Source organism: Chitinophaga sp. 10T418 (assembly GCF_056394125.1).
Window position 1 is genome coordinate 402,042 of record NZ_JBFTHG010000002.1, and the last position, 16,160, is coordinate 418,201.

Here is a 16,160-nt window from a genome sequence, read left to right on the forward strand (position 1 = left end):
TGACGGTAATTCATGTACAAATCAATCCTTTTATGGTGCGGTATGCTTTGGTGTGACTCCTGCCCAATTATAGTGTCCGGGACAGAATCGGCTATGATTTCCCTATATTTGTAACTATGGCAAAAGAAAAGAACAAACCAGTTGCGGTAAGATTTGATTTGAAGATAATGGAATTGTTGAAGGAAGAAGAGAAAATAGATACCCCTCAACAAGCGCTGAACTTCCTGTCAAACTTCTGGGAAAACAACCGGCCTGCCACCACTGATTTTCCTGGCGAAGTGAAGAAGCCTGCCAAGAAGGCTGCCCCTGTTGCAAAAGAACCGAAGAACGAAACTGCGGCGCATCCTTCCGGATTATCCGGCATAGATTTGCTGATATGGAAGGCGGAGCAAAAGGAAAAAAATAACGAGTAGGGCTACTTGTTTAATCACACACTCCTATATGCTTAAATCCCTGACCTACCTGGCGACAATATTGCTATTGCTATCCTGCCATTCCCAACCCAAACTATCATTGACGGAGCAATTATTACAAATGGCCGGAAGACTTGATAGTAAACAGTTTGAAGTAATAGACTCGCTTAATTCAGGTAATATCAGTGTTATTAACTTATGGGTAGATGATAGCATCGCATACGCTTTCGTACGGGATAGTCACTGGCAGTTAATAGATAGTTTAGATGGCCCATTCTACCTCAAAGTGGAAGATATGAATGGGGATGGCGTGAAAGATGTGATGGCAGCAGGCCCTCCTGATATGCATGGCATGAGAAGCAGTTATATATATCTGCATCGACAGGATAGTTTTGTAAAGGCCGTCCTACCAGGCAGGGTGTGTGAGGCGAAATACGATAGTGCCACGAACGTTGTCCGCAGTTATTATGAATCAGGTGCTTATGGCCTTCATAATAAGCAAGAATATCGGTGGCAAAAAGATAGGCTTGTTCTCCTAAGAGGAATTTCCATGGACTTATCCAACCAGGATTATATTATTACCACCTGGTATCATGGCGTTGGAGACGGTATTGTAACAGATAAAGTGTCAAAAGATTCTACCGAAACACCATTTGATACTGAGTTCTGGGAGGTATACTGATAAGTGTCGAAGCTCTTGTATATGACGCTTATACCCATTCCCGGGCCCATGCTGTTTCTTTATTTCTTCTCTGCCGTCTTCTTCTCCGTTTTTTCTGCCCTGAAAGTTCCATTGGGCTGTATAAAAGTTAAAGCAAGCACTTTCTGACTGGCATCCCTGATAAATTTCACTTTATAGTCTTTCAGTCCTTTTAAGCGGAAAACATTACTGTCAATTCCTTCCAGTATGAACTTAGGCTGACCGGGAAATTCCATCTGTAACACATTACCGTCACCCACACTTATTGTAACAGGCGTTCCGGATAGGTTGTAAGTGCCTGTAAACCGTTCCAATGCCGCGGCAGACGTAGCCGGGCCCGGCGGTTGCTTATCAAATATCACCGGATCTCCGTACGGATCATACGAAAAGCTCACACGGTCAATATCTCCCGAATTACTCATCAGGAACTGCAGCCGCATATTGGATTTGTAGGCCGGATCAATAACGGAATCCGTGGCATCGTAAGGGGAGTAAATGTTATAGTCTTCATGATTCAGGAACCAGGTGATATCAGGGAGCCCTACAAACAAAGAATCTGCTCTGTTGTAAATATTCAGATTACCGTAGGCATCATTTTTAAAAACGCCCACAAAAGCGGTGATTGGATGGGTAGGCGCATGCGCTTTAAAATCAGGATCAATGTATGGTTTGGTAGTATCCTTACCGCCGGACATGTCCTTCTTTTTAGGCAGGGCCGCCACACCGAACAACTGATTGGAAACGACATCGATTACCAAAGCCGGAATTTTGGAATTCATCTGGTTGCTGAGGACAACGATGCCAATACTATCCAAAGGATAAAAGGTAGTCAGCGCAGTAAATCCATCTACGTTGCCACCGTGCTCCACCCGATAATGACCGCGATAGGTATACAGCATCCAACCAAATCCGTAGTTACCAAATTGCACATGAGGTGTTTTAGGATCCGGGGCACCTGCATCCATGATCATCTGCGAAGAAGTGGCTTCTTTCACATAATCTGCCGGGATAACTTCTTTGTTATTATACATCCCGCCATGCATCCAGGTGATCAGCCATTTGGACATATCCATTACAGTACTGTTGATTGCGCCGGCAGGACCCATTGCGATGATGGGATGATACTTTATTTCTTTGATACCTTCGTCTTTGTCGAGCGTATATCCCCGTGATGGCTCGGGTGCCGCCGCCAGGGCAATGGTGCCTATAGAAGATTCACTCATTCCCAACGGCTGAAAAATCTGGCTGTTGATATTCTGTTCCCAGGATTGACCGGTTAACTTTTCTGCCACCATTCCCTGCACCATGAACATAAAGTTATTATACTGCCAGCGGGCGCGTAATGGAGCGGTAGGTTTCATATAATGTATACGCTGTAACAACGTATCCCGTGAGCTGGTATTAAAAAGATACCATGCCAGGTCGTAACGGGAATAGCCGGTTCTATGGCACATCATATCCCGTAATGTGACCTGGTAGTTCAATGCAGGATCAGAAAAATCCAGGGCGGGTAAATAAGTAGTGGCGGGTTTATCAAAATCTACTTTTCCCTGTTTGCGTAAATCACCCAGCAGAGTGCTGGTAAATGATTTGGTACAGGAGCCTATCGCAAACTGCGTATGCGGTGTTACTGGCAGTTTACGGGCCATGTCACGGTAACCGAACCCTTTGGAAAATATGACCTTATCTTTTTCTACCACGGCTATTGCAAACCCGGCGCCATGTGCCTCCTGTAGTATGGTCGATAAAACGGCGTCTATTTTCTCCAGTTTGTTGGCCTTGTCAGCAGGCTTTTGGGCAGTGGCTACTGCCATTGCGCCCAGACAACACAGACTGCCGAGGCAACTGCGTATGATTGATCGTCTCATCGGGTTAAATTGTTACCTGACCTAATTTTACAGCAAATAAATGAATTAAGCAAACGTATTCTGCAGAATGGCAGCAGTAAAAGGATCAGTGGAACGTTCAGTATGATGAGCATTTCTACACTATAGTAAGTCTGTTAATTGCCCGGGGTCCGGCATATCCTTTACTCGCGGGTCTTTTCTGATGGCTAACCCGGAAATAGCCTCCAGCCGGGTGTCCTCATCTTTGTCGTTGATCCGGTTCCACAAGGCATCTATGATCTCTTCCGAGGTTTTTTCAATCTGGCTTCCAATACCAAAAGTTGCCCAGTTTCTTATGTCCGCCACCTTGTCGGCGCTTAACTCAATCAGTATGTTGATAGCTTCTTCCTTATCTACCCCCAGCAGCGCATATACAACGCCAGAACGGATACTTTTATCCGGATGACACTTAAACAAAGCGATGCTACTGATTTGCCGGGCATCCAGATGTTGATTATTATGGCCAATCGCATACAAAATGGCGCTTAATACCTCGGGATGTTTTTCTGTTTGCAGCAAGTCAAAGCAAAGCGTAATAGTTTGGTTGTAAAATGGTCTGGGAGCAGATCCAAGCTGCGCCAGCACGTCCATGGCGATTTCTCTTTCAATATCATCTCCTGTAGTCGCCATATGAGAACACCTGGTAAAAATATCCTCACTCCCCCGCTTTCGCAGTTCGATGATATTATCCCAATATGTTTTATCCGATTTATTATTTAAAAGCCGGGTAAAGAGTTGATCGTTTGTCCAATGTTTTCTCCTATTCATATGATATGGCGGGATGTACAACTGCCTAAAGTACTATTTTCTTCAGAAAGAACATCCGTAAAACACAACACGCTTTCCAAATCCGATTTGCAAATACTACTTTAATACCAGACCTTCGCGCTCCCAACTTTAGTAGAAACTCAGATATGGCGATACCAGTAATAAAGAAGTTCACGTTCTCTGCCCAGGTAGATGAAGCAGAAGTAAAATTTGATATGCACCCGGTGAATATCAGGGAAAAGCAACTATACCAGGTGTATACGCATTACAACAATACCCCGGTGCGCTTTCATATGCAAGCTACTGATGGCCTGAATTTCAAGATTACTGACAGAAACACCTGTCCTCCCGCCTATATACAGCTGGAGCAACAGTTGTCAGACGCTATTGGCATTAATTAATAAGGACAACTATTATAAAAAGCGGTTCAACTTCGAAAGAAACTGAACCGCTTTTTATTGTATTCCGTGATTATGATTTTATAGCTATTTCCCGCGCAATACGCGCCATCATGGTTTCCGGAGTAGCATACCCCTGTTCAATCAATACCATCCCTGTATTTGTTTCCAGCAAAAGCGTGGGATAAGATGTAGCATAACCCGCGGCCCGTGCAAAAGCGAGGCGGGTGGCCGCCGTCATCTCCGCTGAGTGAAAGTGCGCGATGAAAAGATCTGGCTGGATATCGAGCGATGCACAAATATCTTCATAAGTACGATCGATATTCAGGTCTTTTCCATAGAAATAACGGGCTTTTTGTACGGCGACCATGAAAGCAACGCTTTTTTCCGGCCATAACTGTTGCAGGGTAACAATAGCCCTGGAAGGAATTTCACTGTCCAGTAAGATGTGTTCATCTTCTATCAGTTTAAAATACGCATCGCTAAAGGTAGAACCGGTACGGTCGGCAATTTGCAGGTCGTGTTTTTTGAAATAGGCGGCCATCTGTTTGCTTTGTCTTCGCACGTTTTCACCGGCCCACATACCGCCGGGAATGATTTCAACAGGAATCCTGTCTTTGTATGCTTCAAATACCTGCACGGTGCTGTTGACGTTACCATAACACCAGCCACAAAGCGGGTCCATGATATATACTAATTTTGTTGTTTCCATAATACTCCATTATTATGAATGCAAAATTAGAACACCCGGCGGCGGAAAAAGTTGAACTAGTTCAAAAAGCGGGTTGGCTGTTTTGTGAAAAGCCCCGCCTTTTTCCGGCAGGGCTTCCACATCAATACAAACCCTTTACAAACTGATATTCCTCTTCGGCGGCGCTCTTTTCCTTCATAAGCGCCGTTTGTTTCGATAACAACTGTATCGCGGTGCTGATCAGTATCAGGAGTCGCAGGATGCAAAAAAGCAACAGGATGATGGCGATAAAAAATGTAGTGGCCCACATATAAAAAGCTATTTAATAGAAAGAATATATTTAGATAATTCGTTAAGATCTGCTGCCGACAGCTGAGGAAATCCCGGCATCTGCGGGTATCCGGCTCTTTTCTTGCCCGGGGCCCTGACCCAGTTTTTAAGTCCATCGGTATTATGTTGGTAGATGCTTACCATTTCTGTCATGGGCGGACCTACTAATTTTTCGTAAGGCCGGTGGCATGCGCTGCAGTTGGCCTGAAAAATAGCGGCTCCTTTTGCGGTTTCACCCTGTGCGGCTTCAGACGCAGGCAGCGCTTCTTCTTCCGGATGTTGCCGTGCTTCGGCCGATAGCTTTTCAAATGCCGCTGTTTTCGCCGCCATCATCTTTTTATGGGGAGCCAGGGCATTGGCGCGGTATACATGCCTCCCGCTACCCATCAGTAACACCGTGATGGTCATGGTCACTGCCACTTTCCCAAAATGCTGACTGATCTGCTCAGGAGGCCCGGTGATACCTTTCCACATCCAGTACATAGCTGGCAAAGCCATCGCAGCGCCGGCAAAGATGACCAGCAACAGATGCCAGTTCACCCCTTTGGCAGGAAGTGTGATGAGTACAATGGGACCTATCATAAACTGAAACAGGGAAAATGTGAATGTCAGGGAATAGGCTTTCCTCTTGATATCGTAACGGGTAAGCCTGTTGAAAGCACGTTCAAAAGGATATTTTCTTCTCCCGAAATACCAAAATAAAAACAATCCTGTAACGGCCATAGAGGCACAGAGAAAGTGCAGGTAACGGGGGAAAACATTGGGCAATGTTAATGCACTGACAAATCCACGGATGGTACCCCATTTTTCCGGAAACAGCATCAGGTTGATGTTGGTCAGAAAGATGAGCGGGATAAATAAAAACAGCAACACTGCCGCTGCGATAATAGCAATATGCAATGGCTTGTTATGCTCCAGTTTATGCCAGGTATATTTATGCAGATAGGTCAGCAGAAATGCAAAAGTAACCAGTGGAATAATGGAGATCCACATCATCCCCGTCAGTGCATTGGCAGAATAAAAATAAATAGTATAAAGCGTGTTGATACTAAGTAATGGCGCTACACCCAGTACTACCGCCAGACTTTTATTCACGGTAATAGTCCTGGCTATTTCATACGCCAGGGTATCGTATTCTTTGTCTTTCAGTCCTTTGATTTGTGCCCACAGCGTAAGCACAGATCCTCCCAGCATCAGGTTTACGAATACAATATGCGCGAGAAAAGAAAGCACCAACAGCACCACCAATAACCATTCAGGCAAAGGTAAATCCAGCGGAATATCCCTGGGAACGGGCGTATTGGCCAATAAGCAATAGGTCATGTCATCAATTTTTAGTCGTTACTTCTTTTTTTCTTCTTCTTTTATCAACTCTTCTGCAGCGGATACATCGTTTAGTGGGTTTACTATCACGCCTTCCGTTTGTGCCCCTTCCAATGATTCTCCGCTTAGCTGCAGATGCCGTATGTAGACAGCCAATGCATGTAATTCCTTTTTATTTCCCGGAAAGGGCGGCATGTATGTTCTGCCATTATGCATATTGGGAATATAGGCTTCCATGTCATTTTCAGACAGCGGCCTACCTGCACCGTATACCCGTTCAAATACAGTTACAATGGAGTTAATCCCGTTGGTGGTATGGCAGCGGCTACAGGACAACATAAATACATCTTTGCCCGCAGTCAATTGATTGTTGGCCGTTATTACTGCAGTGGTGGCATAGGTAGCATACTTCAATATTCCATCTCTTTTATACAGGGAATAGTCTTCTTCCCGCAATAAATTGGAATACATATAGCCGCCGATCACATATGGCTTCCTGATAAATTCTCTTACGCGTTCAAATATGCCCAGGAAGCCGAAAGCTGCCAGGCATGGCAACAATACAAATGCAAAACGAATAGCGCGTGGTCGCAACAATGCCCAGATACTAATCAATACCAACAGAGATAGCGCGGCTGGTATAATATAGCGCAGCAGTTCATAGTATTGTGCAAACTCCATAGTACCCACGGCAGTACTCATATTTAAACGCATCGCTTCCGGCATCACGTTGTAGTAAATACAGGAAGCAGTGAGCGCTACAGGCGCCCAGACCAATATCCAGCGGGCAGCATATTTCAGGGCTACACTTCTTTCCATGGTTCCTTTCTTTGCGAAAATGGTAGTCAGCAACATGCCGAAGATCCCTCCCAATATCATGGCAGCGGGTGTTCTGAAGAAAAGCTGCGGCAGGTATATAGGATTCGTAAACCCATTCAGCAAACTATGGTGCTGATGCCAGTTGCCCGGGTCCATCATGAAGCCAAGTATAGATACTATTATGACCATCGTAATCCAGGAGAACAACGACAGGAACCATCCAAACCTGATGTGACGCAGTTTTGCACGAAGATTGGTATTCGCATGCTTCCAGGTGAGGAAATAGATCATGATCAATACTACCTCTGTTACAAACGTAAGCCACTCCACAAACCAGGCAAAATAAAATACCCGGATCAGGCTTCCGATAGAAGCAGGACTGATCAGCGCGGCCGCAAACCAAATCCCCACACCGGTCATGGCTCCAATAGTCGTGGTGATAATAAATGCTACCATCATTTTTTTGTACACCATCGCATCCCATTCCGGGTGCGTGATTTGTGAAGGCCCCGCCATATTAACGCCCTTCTGTTCCAGCCAGGTGATGTAAGGAATAAATCCCACTGCTAGTCCGTGATTGATGAAAACATGTACAATGGCAATCATAGCGATGAGGAACCGGTCATTGAGCCAGTCGAGGTGAAACATTGGAAAATCCATGTTATAATATTTTTGACACTTTTAGTAAAACAGCGCTGTGATTTACAACAGCTTTAAAAGCAGTAGTATCAGGCAGCATAATAAAATGCCTACCGATACTCTGTTTAAGAGAATGATCGTATTCATACCGTTATTTTTAGGCAATAGTAATCCAGGGAAGATGACAGATCTTCCATAATAAATGTGTAATGCAGGAATAATTACACGGCAGGAGCTGGTGGTCTGAATACTTGTGTGAGTAGCTGTCGGGGGAAATGCGGTGAGCGATAATCACCAAATATAATAAGGCTTTCGGAGGATAACTGTTTTGCCGGTATCCGTTCATGTGGCTGGCAAAACAAAGTAATTTCCTTATACCGGATGCTGTCGGTATTTCCCTGCTGCTGCTGGCTGTTTTCCTTCATTTTTTGTTCCAGGAAGCAGGCCCCTTTACATACGGGAATGAGATTGAAACGGTTAATACAAAGCGTGGATGCAATGTAATTCCTGTTCAGGTAAAACGCTGCTACAATAAAGCAGTTGCCTGTGCTTTGTAAAAGCATGATGCACAAGAGCCATATGGTCAGTGCTCTTTTCAATTTTCTTTTAGTAAGATGTGAATATCGTTTATCAGCCGGTTTCCTTCCTTTGGATCTGTGCCATTATATACCCCGCGTATATGCCGGTTTTTATCTACCAGTACCAGGCCACCACTATGCACATAGCCACCGGGAGCGGTACTATCTTTATAAGCAGTGGAGAAATATCCTTTCTCCGCCAGGTGGTAAATGCTATCCAGGTGGCCGGTAACAAAGCGCCATTTAGGGCTGCTTACTTCCAGGCTGCCGGCATATGCTTTTAACCGGGGAATAGAATCATCTTCCGGATCAATGGTATGTGACAGGAAAAGTACATGATCCTCCGTTTTGAAAGCATCGTATACGTGCTTCATTTCCGCTGTGATCTTAGGACATATATTAGGGCAGGAAAGAAAAATGAAGTCGGCCACATAGATCTTACCGGAAAATGCCGTTTCGTTAACGGTCAGACTATCCTGATCTGTAAACGAAAAAGGAGGAATGACCGGGTAAATGGTGTCGTATACCGTAGTTCCATGCTGTTGATGCGACGTCACAGCTGGTTCGCCCAATATCGGGAGCTGCTTCACCGCTTGCGTACATCCCGATGCCAGTATCAAGGCGATAACAATGCACTGTTTCATTTCATGACGAGTGTGTAGCTGTCTGGTTTCAGCAGGAAGCTGTCTTTACAGGAAGAGGAACAAAAACCAAGAACAGCTCCTTTATAATGTGCGGTATCGTATATGCCTGCCCGTATGGGCATTCTGCATACCGGATCTCGTTTATTGGCCACCAATGCGGTATCATATTCCACTTCCTCCGGCGTCATCGCTGTCATGGAATCTTTTGCAGGCGCCTGTTTAACGGGGCTGCTATTTCCGGCACATGCTGCCAGTACCGTCAGGACAAATAATCCAGGATAAATTTTCATGCTGCTTTTTCTTTGAAGTCAGCTGCAAAATTAGGTATTAAATAAGGAGGAGGAATTAACGGAACGGGACAATTGTTTAGAAAAAGGGTACTTTAAAAACTACTGAAAATATGGAGTCTGTATATATTACTTTGCTCCGGAGCGGCAATATGCAGCCAGCTTTGTGCAGCCACCTGGGTAGTGCAGGGGCCATAGGTAATGATTTTTATTTTCCGTTGTAACGACTCCCGTCTCAGCATGTCCAGTACGGTGTCCAGGATTTCTCCTTTGAAGGGGGTAAACATAAAAAACACGGTGCCTTCGGAATAATCTGCCTGTCGTGCATCTACATTGATAAATGTTACGTCTGATAAGTTAAGTGCCGCCGCACAATCCTGTGCATAATCGCAAAAGGCAGGCTCAAATTCCAGCCCTTTGGTGGTGATGCCCGCCAGCAAATTTACCAGGATGGTTACCTGACCAAGGCCCGCTCCTATATCAAAGAAAACATCGTCTTTCCGGAAATCAGATTTCTCTACCAGCTCGAAAATAATCCGGGCCGGTGTTTTCTGATAATAGACCATCTCCGGCTCTAAGTCTTTCGTCTGCTCCGGCATCGTTTCAAAAAGCGACAACCCATTGATAAATACATCCAGGTTATCATAACCAATTTCTTCCTGATCCACTGCTGCATTAAAATCAACGTACTGCTTAATCAGCTTTTTGAATAGGGTTCCAGTACATCCTTTTAGCCGGATAGCTGACTGAATGCTTTGAAACAGTTTCCGGTCTGTTGCTTCCAGTGCCAAGACTATTTCTTCTGCCCGCCGCCGGAGCTGCAGCAGTTTATCCGGTGAAGATGATTCCTGCAGGAATTCATCTATCTGATCTATTAATTGAAATCCGAGGAAATCAATGGCTTCACTACGTTTTTCAAAATTTCTTTCTTCATAGAGGGAGGCATCTTTCTCAATTGCTTCGATATATGATTGCATTTTAAAGACGATCATCTTTGTGTAGCTTATTTTTTAACGGTCAGCAAATGGCACCCAAAAATCTACCTGCTGTCCTTCGCTCATTCCGGAAATTTACACATTATTACATTCTCTCACCCCTTCCCTTTCTAATAATTTCAATCGTAGTGGTATAGCGATTGAGGGTGGAAAATAGCAAATTAAATAAATTACTGCTATGCTGATACGATGTAACCGGCTTAAAAACAAAACAGCCCCGGAGAGATGATCTTCTCCAGGGCTGCTACTCTCGACATCATTCACTATGCTATTTCATCCACCAGACTTTTACGGTAGTAGAGTTACCACCCATCCGATCAGACTGGGCTTTATAATTTACAGTGTTGTCAATCGATTCCTGCTGTGGATATTGCAACCTGTTAAAGTTTGCATAGGTAGCCGGGTTGCCATCACGAGGCGTGCGACCGGTCCTTCTCCATAAATTGTAGGCTAGCCATGGCTGGCGGAAAAAAGACAACCATTCCTGTGCATAGATTTTATCCAGCTTCTGATCATCAGTGCCGGTGAAGGCCACTTTGGGATTGGCCAGAAATGTGGCCATCTGTGCCGCAGTAGGACTGGCAGGAGCTACAGCCGACCAGTTATCATTTGTAACATTGGTATTGTGCGCAATGAAATACCAGAAGTTCACGGCAGAGGTAATACCAGCGGTATACTCTGTTCCGGCAGTCACCATATTTTTAGCTACTCCCAGGCCACGAGCCAATGCCTCGGCTTTAAGGAAATGTACTTCAGCAGCCGTCATAAATAATTCAGGCTGATAATAAATATCTCTTACTATCAGGTAATTGAAGGGAGAGAATACGCAATTATCTTTATTGCTGAAAGTAGCATCTCTTTTATCCTGGTAAGGATTGGTATTATCACTGGCAGTGCTTCCCGGCTGTAATGGCGCCCATTTGCCTGCCTGATTGGTTTCAAAGAACAGCGCTACCCTTGGATCAAAGATCTGTGAAGCAGCAGTGCCATCGGACATCATATTCCAGCAGGTAGTGCTTAAGCGGACAAATTTATGAGAGGTGAAAGACCAGAAGCGGCTATCGTTCAACACATAATTCAATTTTGTCGGCCACATACCTGCGTCATCACCTTCCCCGATCAGCGGAACACCACTCAAAGCATACTGCAGGTAAGGAGTAGCAGTGGCGACGTCTTTTTCCACTATCTGCATAGCGTAACGTAGCAGTAAAGAATTGCCAAACTTCTGCCACATGGCGATATTGCTGTTAAACAATGTTTCGGAAGAACCGAGTGTCACATAGGGTTTACCTCCCGGCGTACTGGCAGCAGTGGTAAGATGTTGGGAAGCCCATTTAAGCTGTGTTAACACACTTTTATAGATGCTTTCCTGGGAATCATATGCCGGCCGGAAATTAGCGACGTCATTGGCATAAGCGCGGCCTGCCTTGGAATAAGGTATATCCCCGAACTGATCAGTAATACGCAGTGTTTTATACGCCCGTAAAATGTAAGTGATTCCCTGCACATTATCCATTTCTGCTTTGTCTCCTGTATAAGCATCTATTTTATCTTGGATCTGATTCAGGTTTTGTAGCGCGGCATAATAGTCTGTCCATATATCCAATGCGCCATTCTGCACCAGGTAACCGGAATTACCACTGATCGTTGCCAACTGGGTAACCGGATAATAATATTCATTATGAATGGCCGCTTGTTCCTGGCCTTTCAGGAACAAGGTACTGATCACTCCATTTACCAGTGGCGGGATAGTGGTGGTAGTAGGCAATCCCGGGGTGGTATTGATATCCTGAAAATCCTTGGTACAGGCGCCGAACGTGATGGAAATACCGGCTATATAGAAAAATATTTTATTTGCTTTGTTCATGTTTGCACGTTTTAATCGGTGAGTAGATCTGTTTCCTTTAGAAAGAAACTCTTACCTGGAAACCTAATGAGCGGAAACTAGGCATAGACATAAACTCCAGCCCCTGCGCATTTCCTGCACCATTTACGCCTTCCGGGTTGATGTGATCCGGCAAAGAAGTATAGAGGTAAAAAAGATCCCTTCCAACGAGCGACAATGATGCTGCCTGGAAGACTTTTGTCCTCCGGATAAAACTTTGCGGCACCTGGTAGCTAACTGATATTTCTCTCATCTTTACCCACGTGTTTTCGAGAACGGAATTTCTGTTGATCCAGTCACTTCCCTTCACGCCAGATCCAAGGTCTGTACTGCTCCATACGCCGTAAGGCATATATTTATAATAGTAATGCACTACATTATCATTTACCTTTCCATCAGGAAATACGCCTGGCAATACCACGCCCCAGTTGGTTTTGGTACCATCAGGTGTAGTATAGGCCAAACCGCCGCCATCTCTTTCTTTCAGCGTTTCCCTTGCCTGTCCCTGCTGCATAATAGTAGCATAAGTACCCGACCAGATGTCACCACCTATTTTTGCATCAATCAATGTGCTCACAGAAATTCCTTTAAAGCTGAAGGTATTGGTGATGCCACCGGTTAATTTAGGGGTAGCATTTCCCAAAGGCACTAAACCATCTGTAGCCTGGTACATGGTTCCATTCATTTCCGGTTTGCCATATGGATTCTGGACCATCAAAGGCAGGTGTGTTTTCGGATCAAATACATAATCATATCCGTATATCGTACCGTACTGATCTCCTACCCTTGCTGAAATAACAGGACCATGTGCGCCACCATCACCCCAGGCACTGCCCATATCCACGCGCTCTGTTCCATCAGATAAAGACAGCAGTTTGTTGTTGCTATGCGCCAGGTTGAGGGATACATCCCAGCCAAAATTTTTCTGGTCAATTACTTTCGCACGCAGTATTAATTCTATACCTGAATTTTCCAGTACACCGGTATTTACCACAATGCGGCTCACACCTGAGCTGAGGGGCAGCGGAGAGCCGAGTATCTGGTTCCTCGATTTTCCTTTATAATACCTGAAGTCTGCGTTCAGGCGGTTATTGAGAAAACCTAACACTACTCCAAAATCTGTAGTGGTGTTGATAGCAGGTTTAAAATTAAGTGCCGGCAATGTGTTCGGCAACATGGTAGCTGCCTGACCGGCGAATGTCACGGTGGAATAGTTATAGTTGATCTGGAAAGGCAACGGATCGGTGGCTGCCTGTGCCCAGGCAACTCTTATCTTACCAAAGCTGAGGATGGAAGGATCTATTTTGAAGGCATCAGAAAACACAAAACTACCCGCAATAGAAGGGAAGAAATAAGACCACTGATTTTTAGGTAAGGCAGATGACCAGTCATTGCGACCGGTTACATCCAGGTAAAGGAAATCCTTGTATGACAGGTTAATAAAACTGTATACAGAATTCATGCGTTTGCGTAACTGGCTTTCTGTTACCGGATGCGGATTGCCAAGATAAGTGCCGCTATTCAGGGAATATACATTAGGCAGCGCCCAGGTGTCATTGTAGCCAAACATGCCATACATTTCACGCTGGTATACGGTTCCTCCCACGGAAAACTTGGCATTGATGGCGCCGCCCAGCATTTTATCTTTATGCAGCGTACCGATGAAATCCATATTGGACGCATTATCCCGCTCTGTACCATGTCCATAATATCCTTTAATACCTAGCACATCGGTGGGTGTATTCTTCGTAGTCATTTCGTTGGTGTTGTTATCAATTCCACCACGGAAAATGAAATTCAGAAAATCAGTGGCTTCATAATTCAACTGAACACCTGCCAGTAATTTTCGTCTATTCTGGTTCGTGTTATTTTCATAGATATTCCATACAGTGGCGCCGCCATTTCCCACCCAGGGAAAATTCGTCAACGTATTCTGGGAACCATCTTCATTTTTATAGATACCAATATCCTCGCCACCGTAGTTTCTACCAGCATTGTATACCAGTCGCTTCATCCAGGAGTTACCATCATCATTACCCAATTGCGGAGGGTTATGATACTGATTAACAATGTAAGAAGTTGTTAACTGTACATTCACCCTTTTGGTCAGCTTCATGTTAGCCCCCAGGTTAAAAGTATTACGGTAGTAGCCACTGTTGGGCAGTACCGCGGTATTATCCAGGCGGGAAAAGGAGGCCCTGATAGATCCCCAGTCGTTTCCACCTGCCAGTGATACATTATGGGATGACTGTATACCGTTACGGAACAGTAACTTGATATTATCAGGTTGCGGTAAATCGGCTTTTTGTGTGCCATCCCACCAGGTAATCATTTTACCATCCATTTTAGGTCCCCAGGAAACGCCGGAGCCTGGCCATCCTACCTGGTTGTAAGTATTTACGCCGTATGGACCGGATCCTGTTTTAGGATCCACGTACATACCGTTCCAGTTTTCTGTTAACTTAGGCTTACCATTGGCATCTGTTAAGTATTGTGGTGCATTCAGGGAAACCATACCGCCTGCTCCGTACTCATTCTGCAATTCGAGGTAACGGTATGGATCAATACTTTTAAATCCATAGGTATAATCCACGCCTAATCCGCTGCGCTGAGCGCCCTTCTTGGTCGTGATCAGAATCACCCCATTAGCACCTTTGCCACCATACAAAGCCGCAGCGGTGGGTCCTTTCAGCACGCTGATCGTTTCAATGTCTTCCGGGTTAATCATATTTATAGGGCTACCAAAGTCTTTCGGAGAACTGGTGTTGCTGGCATCTGCATTATTCCCCGCGTACATGGCACTACCTGTGGGCGACTTACGTACGTCGTAAGGCTGCGCCAGGTCATTAGCCATAGGCATACCATCCACGATGATTAAAGGCTGGTTATCGCCCTGTATGGTGTTATTACCGCCAATGACAATACGTGTGGTACCACCGTCTACGCCATTTGGATTGGTTACATTCACACCGGCCATTTTACCGGCCAATGCATTCACCACATTAGGCGCGTTGGATCTGGCCACTTCTCCTCCTTTTACTTCTTCCTGTGAATAGCCCAGCGTTCGTACATTTCTCTTGATACCCAATGCTGTGACAGCTACCGCATCCAGTGAGGTAGCAGAGGTAGCCAGTACCACATTCAACACAGCATCGGCGCCAACGGTGACGCGTTGCTGTGCAAAGCCGATGGAAGAAAAAATGAGCACATCTCCTTGTTTCGCTTCCAGCTCAAAATGACCGTTTATATTTGTTACAGTACCCCGGTTAGTACCTGCCACCATTACATTCACACCAGGCAATGCCTCTCCGGTATTGGACTTTACGATCCCGCTGATCTTCTGAAAAAGTACGTTCAGCCCTTCTATATTCATAGCGGACTCATTACTTTTGGCTTTCTTCAAAACAATCTGTTCATTGATCACTTCAAAAGTGATGTGGAAGGGGCTGAATAAACGCTGCAATACATCACCCAGTTGCTCCTCGCGGGCAGTTACTGCAATTCGTTGCTTCGCCGGTAAAGTGCTGCTGCTGTAGGTAAAGTTTACAGCTGTCTTTTCTGTGATGGTCTTAAGAATACTACGCAGGTCACTGGGCGGCATGTTTAATGACACCTTTTTGCTCAACACCTCTTGTCCGTGTGCATTTTTAGCAAACGAGCAGGTGATCAGGCAAAACAAAAGACCTGTTTGTAGGAGTGCAACCCTCATAAAAAATATGACAGTCCGGTTGGAGTTTGCAAATTTGTGCATAACTTCAAGTGTTTTGTTGTGATTAATAAAATGATTAGTACGACAATTCGTTT

Annotated in this window: 15 protein-coding genes; 3 read left to right on the top strand and 12 right to left on the bottom strand. The window is 45.0% G+C overall.

The genetic code is table 11. From position 1 onward, the window contains the following. Positions 1-116: 116 nt before the first annotated feature. Both AC1DCV_RS05915 and AC1DCV_RS05920 read left to right on the top strand, forming a co-directional pair. Entirely contained in the window at positions 117-413 is a 297-nt protein-coding gene (locus tag AC1DCV_RS05915; RefSeq protein ID WP_477022311.1) for a hypothetical protein, read from the top strand. Positions 414-441: 28 nt separating this feature from the next. Beyond that, on the top strand, positions 442-1,095 hold the full coding sequence (locus tag AC1DCV_RS05920) for an XAC2610-related protein (RefSeq protein WP_477022312.1): 654 nt from the start codon (positions 442-444) through the stop codon (positions 1,093-1,095). A gap of 59 nt (positions 1,096-1,154) precedes the next feature. Here the strand turns inward: AC1DCV_RS05920 and AC1DCV_RS05925 are convergent, their stop codons facing one another. Both AC1DCV_RS05925 and AC1DCV_RS05930 read right to left on the bottom strand, forming a co-directional pair. Next, positions 1,155-2,981, bottom strand: a complete 1,827-nt coding sequence (locus AC1DCV_RS05925) for a serine hydrolase (RefSeq protein WP_477022313.1) — start codon at positions 2,979-2,981, stop codon at positions 1,155-1,157. Positions 2,982-3,101: 120 nt separating this feature from the next. Beyond that, positions 3,102-3,767 carry a hypothetical protein gene (locus tag AC1DCV_RS05930; RefSeq protein ID WP_477022314.1) on the bottom strand — a complete coding sequence of 222 codons (666 nt, stop codon included), beginning with the start codon at positions 3,765-3,767 and terminating at the stop codon, positions 3,102-3,104. Between the two features lie 146 nt (positions 3,768-3,913). Between AC1DCV_RS05930 and AC1DCV_RS05935 the strand changes: the two genes are divergently transcribed. Next, on the top strand, positions 3,914-4,168 hold the full coding sequence (locus AC1DCV_RS05935; protein WP_477022315.1) for a hypothetical protein: 255 nt from the start codon (positions 3,914-3,916) through the stop codon (positions 4,166-4,168). A 70-nt stretch (positions 4,169-4,238) separates the two neighbouring features. Here the strand turns inward: AC1DCV_RS05935 and AC1DCV_RS05940 are convergent, their stop codons facing one another. From AC1DCV_RS05940 to AC1DCV_RS05985, 10 genes are all read right to left on the bottom strand, one after another. Further along, positions 4,239-4,877 carry a DsbA family protein gene (locus AC1DCV_RS05940; protein WP_477022316.1) on the bottom strand — a complete coding sequence of 213 codons (639 nt, stop codon included), beginning with the start codon at positions 4,875-4,877 and terminating at the stop codon, positions 4,239-4,241. Positions 4,878-4,998: 121 nt separating this feature from the next. Beyond that, positions 4,999-5,166: a hypothetical protein gene (locus AC1DCV_RS05945; RefSeq protein ID WP_477022317.1), complete on the bottom strand. Its 168-nt coding sequence runs from the start codon at positions 5,164-5,166 to the stop codon at positions 4,999-5,001. Between the two features lie 8 nt (positions 5,167-5,174). Further along, positions 5,175-6,509, bottom strand: a complete 1,335-nt coding sequence (locus AC1DCV_RS05950) for a c-type cytochrome (protein WP_477022318.1) — start codon at positions 6,507-6,509, stop codon at positions 5,175-5,177. Between the two features lie 18 nt (positions 6,510-6,527). Continuing rightward, positions 6,528-7,988: a c-type cytochrome gene (locus AC1DCV_RS05955; RefSeq protein ID WP_477022319.1), complete on the bottom strand. Its 1,461-nt coding sequence runs from the start codon at positions 7,986-7,988 to the stop codon at positions 6,528-6,530. Positions 7,989-8,188: 200 nt separating this feature from the next. Further along, positions 8,189-8,530: a hypothetical protein gene (locus tag AC1DCV_RS05960; protein WP_477022320.1), complete on the bottom strand. Its 342-nt coding sequence runs from the start codon at positions 8,528-8,530 to the stop codon at positions 8,189-8,191. Between the two features lie 32 nt (positions 8,531-8,562). Further along, a complete protein-coding gene (locus tag AC1DCV_RS05965; protein ID WP_477022321.1) occupies positions 8,563-9,189 on the bottom strand; it encodes an SCO family protein in 627 nt (208 codons plus the stop codon). Continuing rightward, entirely contained in the window at positions 9,186-9,479 is a 294-nt protein-coding gene (locus tag AC1DCV_RS05970) for a YHS domain-containing protein (protein WP_477022322.1), read from the bottom strand. Before AC1DCV_RS05970 ends, AC1DCV_RS05965 begins: the two co-directional genes overlap by 4 nt. Before the next feature lie 92 nt (positions 9,480-9,571). Beyond that, positions 9,572-10,453 carry a class I SAM-dependent methyltransferase gene (locus AC1DCV_RS05975; protein ID WP_477022323.1) on the bottom strand — a complete coding sequence of 294 codons (882 nt, stop codon included), beginning with the start codon at positions 10,451-10,453 and terminating at the stop codon, positions 9,572-9,574. Positions 10,454-10,739: 286 nt separating this feature from the next. After that, positions 10,740-12,338: a SusD/RagB family nutrient-binding outer membrane lipoprotein gene (locus AC1DCV_RS05980; protein WP_477022324.1), complete on the bottom strand. Its 1,599-nt coding sequence runs from the start codon at positions 12,336-12,338 to the stop codon at positions 10,740-10,742. Positions 12,339-12,375: 37 nt separating this feature from the next. Continuing rightward, on the bottom strand, positions 12,376-16,107 hold the full coding sequence (locus AC1DCV_RS05985; RefSeq protein ID WP_477022325.1) for a SusC/RagA family TonB-linked outer membrane protein: 3,732 nt from the start codon (positions 16,105-16,107) through the stop codon (positions 12,376-12,378). Between the last annotated feature and the right edge of the window lie 53 nt (positions 16,108-16,160).

Coding starts and splice junctions, on each gene's coding strand:
- AC1DCV_RS05935 (WP_477022315.1), top strand. CDS start 3,914: ATGGCGATACCAGTAATAAAGAAGTTCACGTTCTCTGCCCAGGTAGAT.
- AC1DCV_RS05945 (WP_477022317.1), bottom strand. CDS start 5,166: ATGTGGGCCACTACATTTTTTATCGCCATCATCCTGTTGCTTTTTTGC.
- AC1DCV_RS05975 (WP_477022323.1), bottom strand. CDS start 10,453: ATGCAATCATATATCGAAGCAATTGAGAAAGATGCCTCCCTCTATGAA.
- AC1DCV_RS05920 (WP_477022312.1), top strand. CDS start 442: ATGCTTAAATCCCTGACCTACCTGGCGACAATATTGCTATTGCTATCC.
- AC1DCV_RS05925 (WP_477022313.1), bottom strand. CDS start 2,981: ATGAGACGATCAATCATACGCAGTTGCCTCGGCAGTCTGTGTTGTCTG.
- AC1DCV_RS05955 (WP_477022319.1), bottom strand. CDS start 7,988: ATGGATTTTCCAATGTTTCACCTCGACTGGCTCAATGACCGGTTCCTC.
- AC1DCV_RS05915 (WP_477022311.1), top strand. CDS start 117: ATGGCAAAAGAAAAGAACAAACCAGTTGCGGTAAGATTTGATTTGAAG.
- AC1DCV_RS05950 (WP_477022318.1), bottom strand. CDS start 6,509: ATGACCTATTGCTTATTGGCCAATACGCCCGTTCCCAGGGATATTCCG.
- AC1DCV_RS05985 (WP_477022325.1), bottom strand. CDS start 16,107: ATGCACAAATTTGCAAACTCCAACCGGACTGTCATATTTTTTATGAGG.
- AC1DCV_RS05980 (WP_477022324.1), bottom strand. CDS start 12,338: ATGAACAAAGCAAATAAAATATTTTTCTATATAGCCGGTATTTCCATC.
- AC1DCV_RS05940 (WP_477022316.1), bottom strand. CDS start 4,877: ATGGAAACAACAAAATTAGTATATATCATGGACCCGCTTTGTGGCTGG.
- AC1DCV_RS05970 (WP_477022322.1), bottom strand. CDS start 9,479: ATGAAAATTTATCCTGGATTATTTGTCCTGACGGTACTGGCAGCATGT.
- AC1DCV_RS05930 (WP_477022314.1), bottom strand. CDS start 3,767: ATGAATAGGAGAAAACATTGGACAAACGATCAACTCTTTACCCGGCTT.
- AC1DCV_RS05960 (WP_477022320.1), bottom strand. CDS start 8,530: ATGCTTTTACAAAGCACAGGCAACTGCTTTATTGTAGCAGCGTTTTAC.
- AC1DCV_RS05965 (WP_477022321.1), bottom strand. CDS start 9,189: ATGAAACAGTGCATTGTTATCGCCTTGATACTGGCATCGGGATGTACG.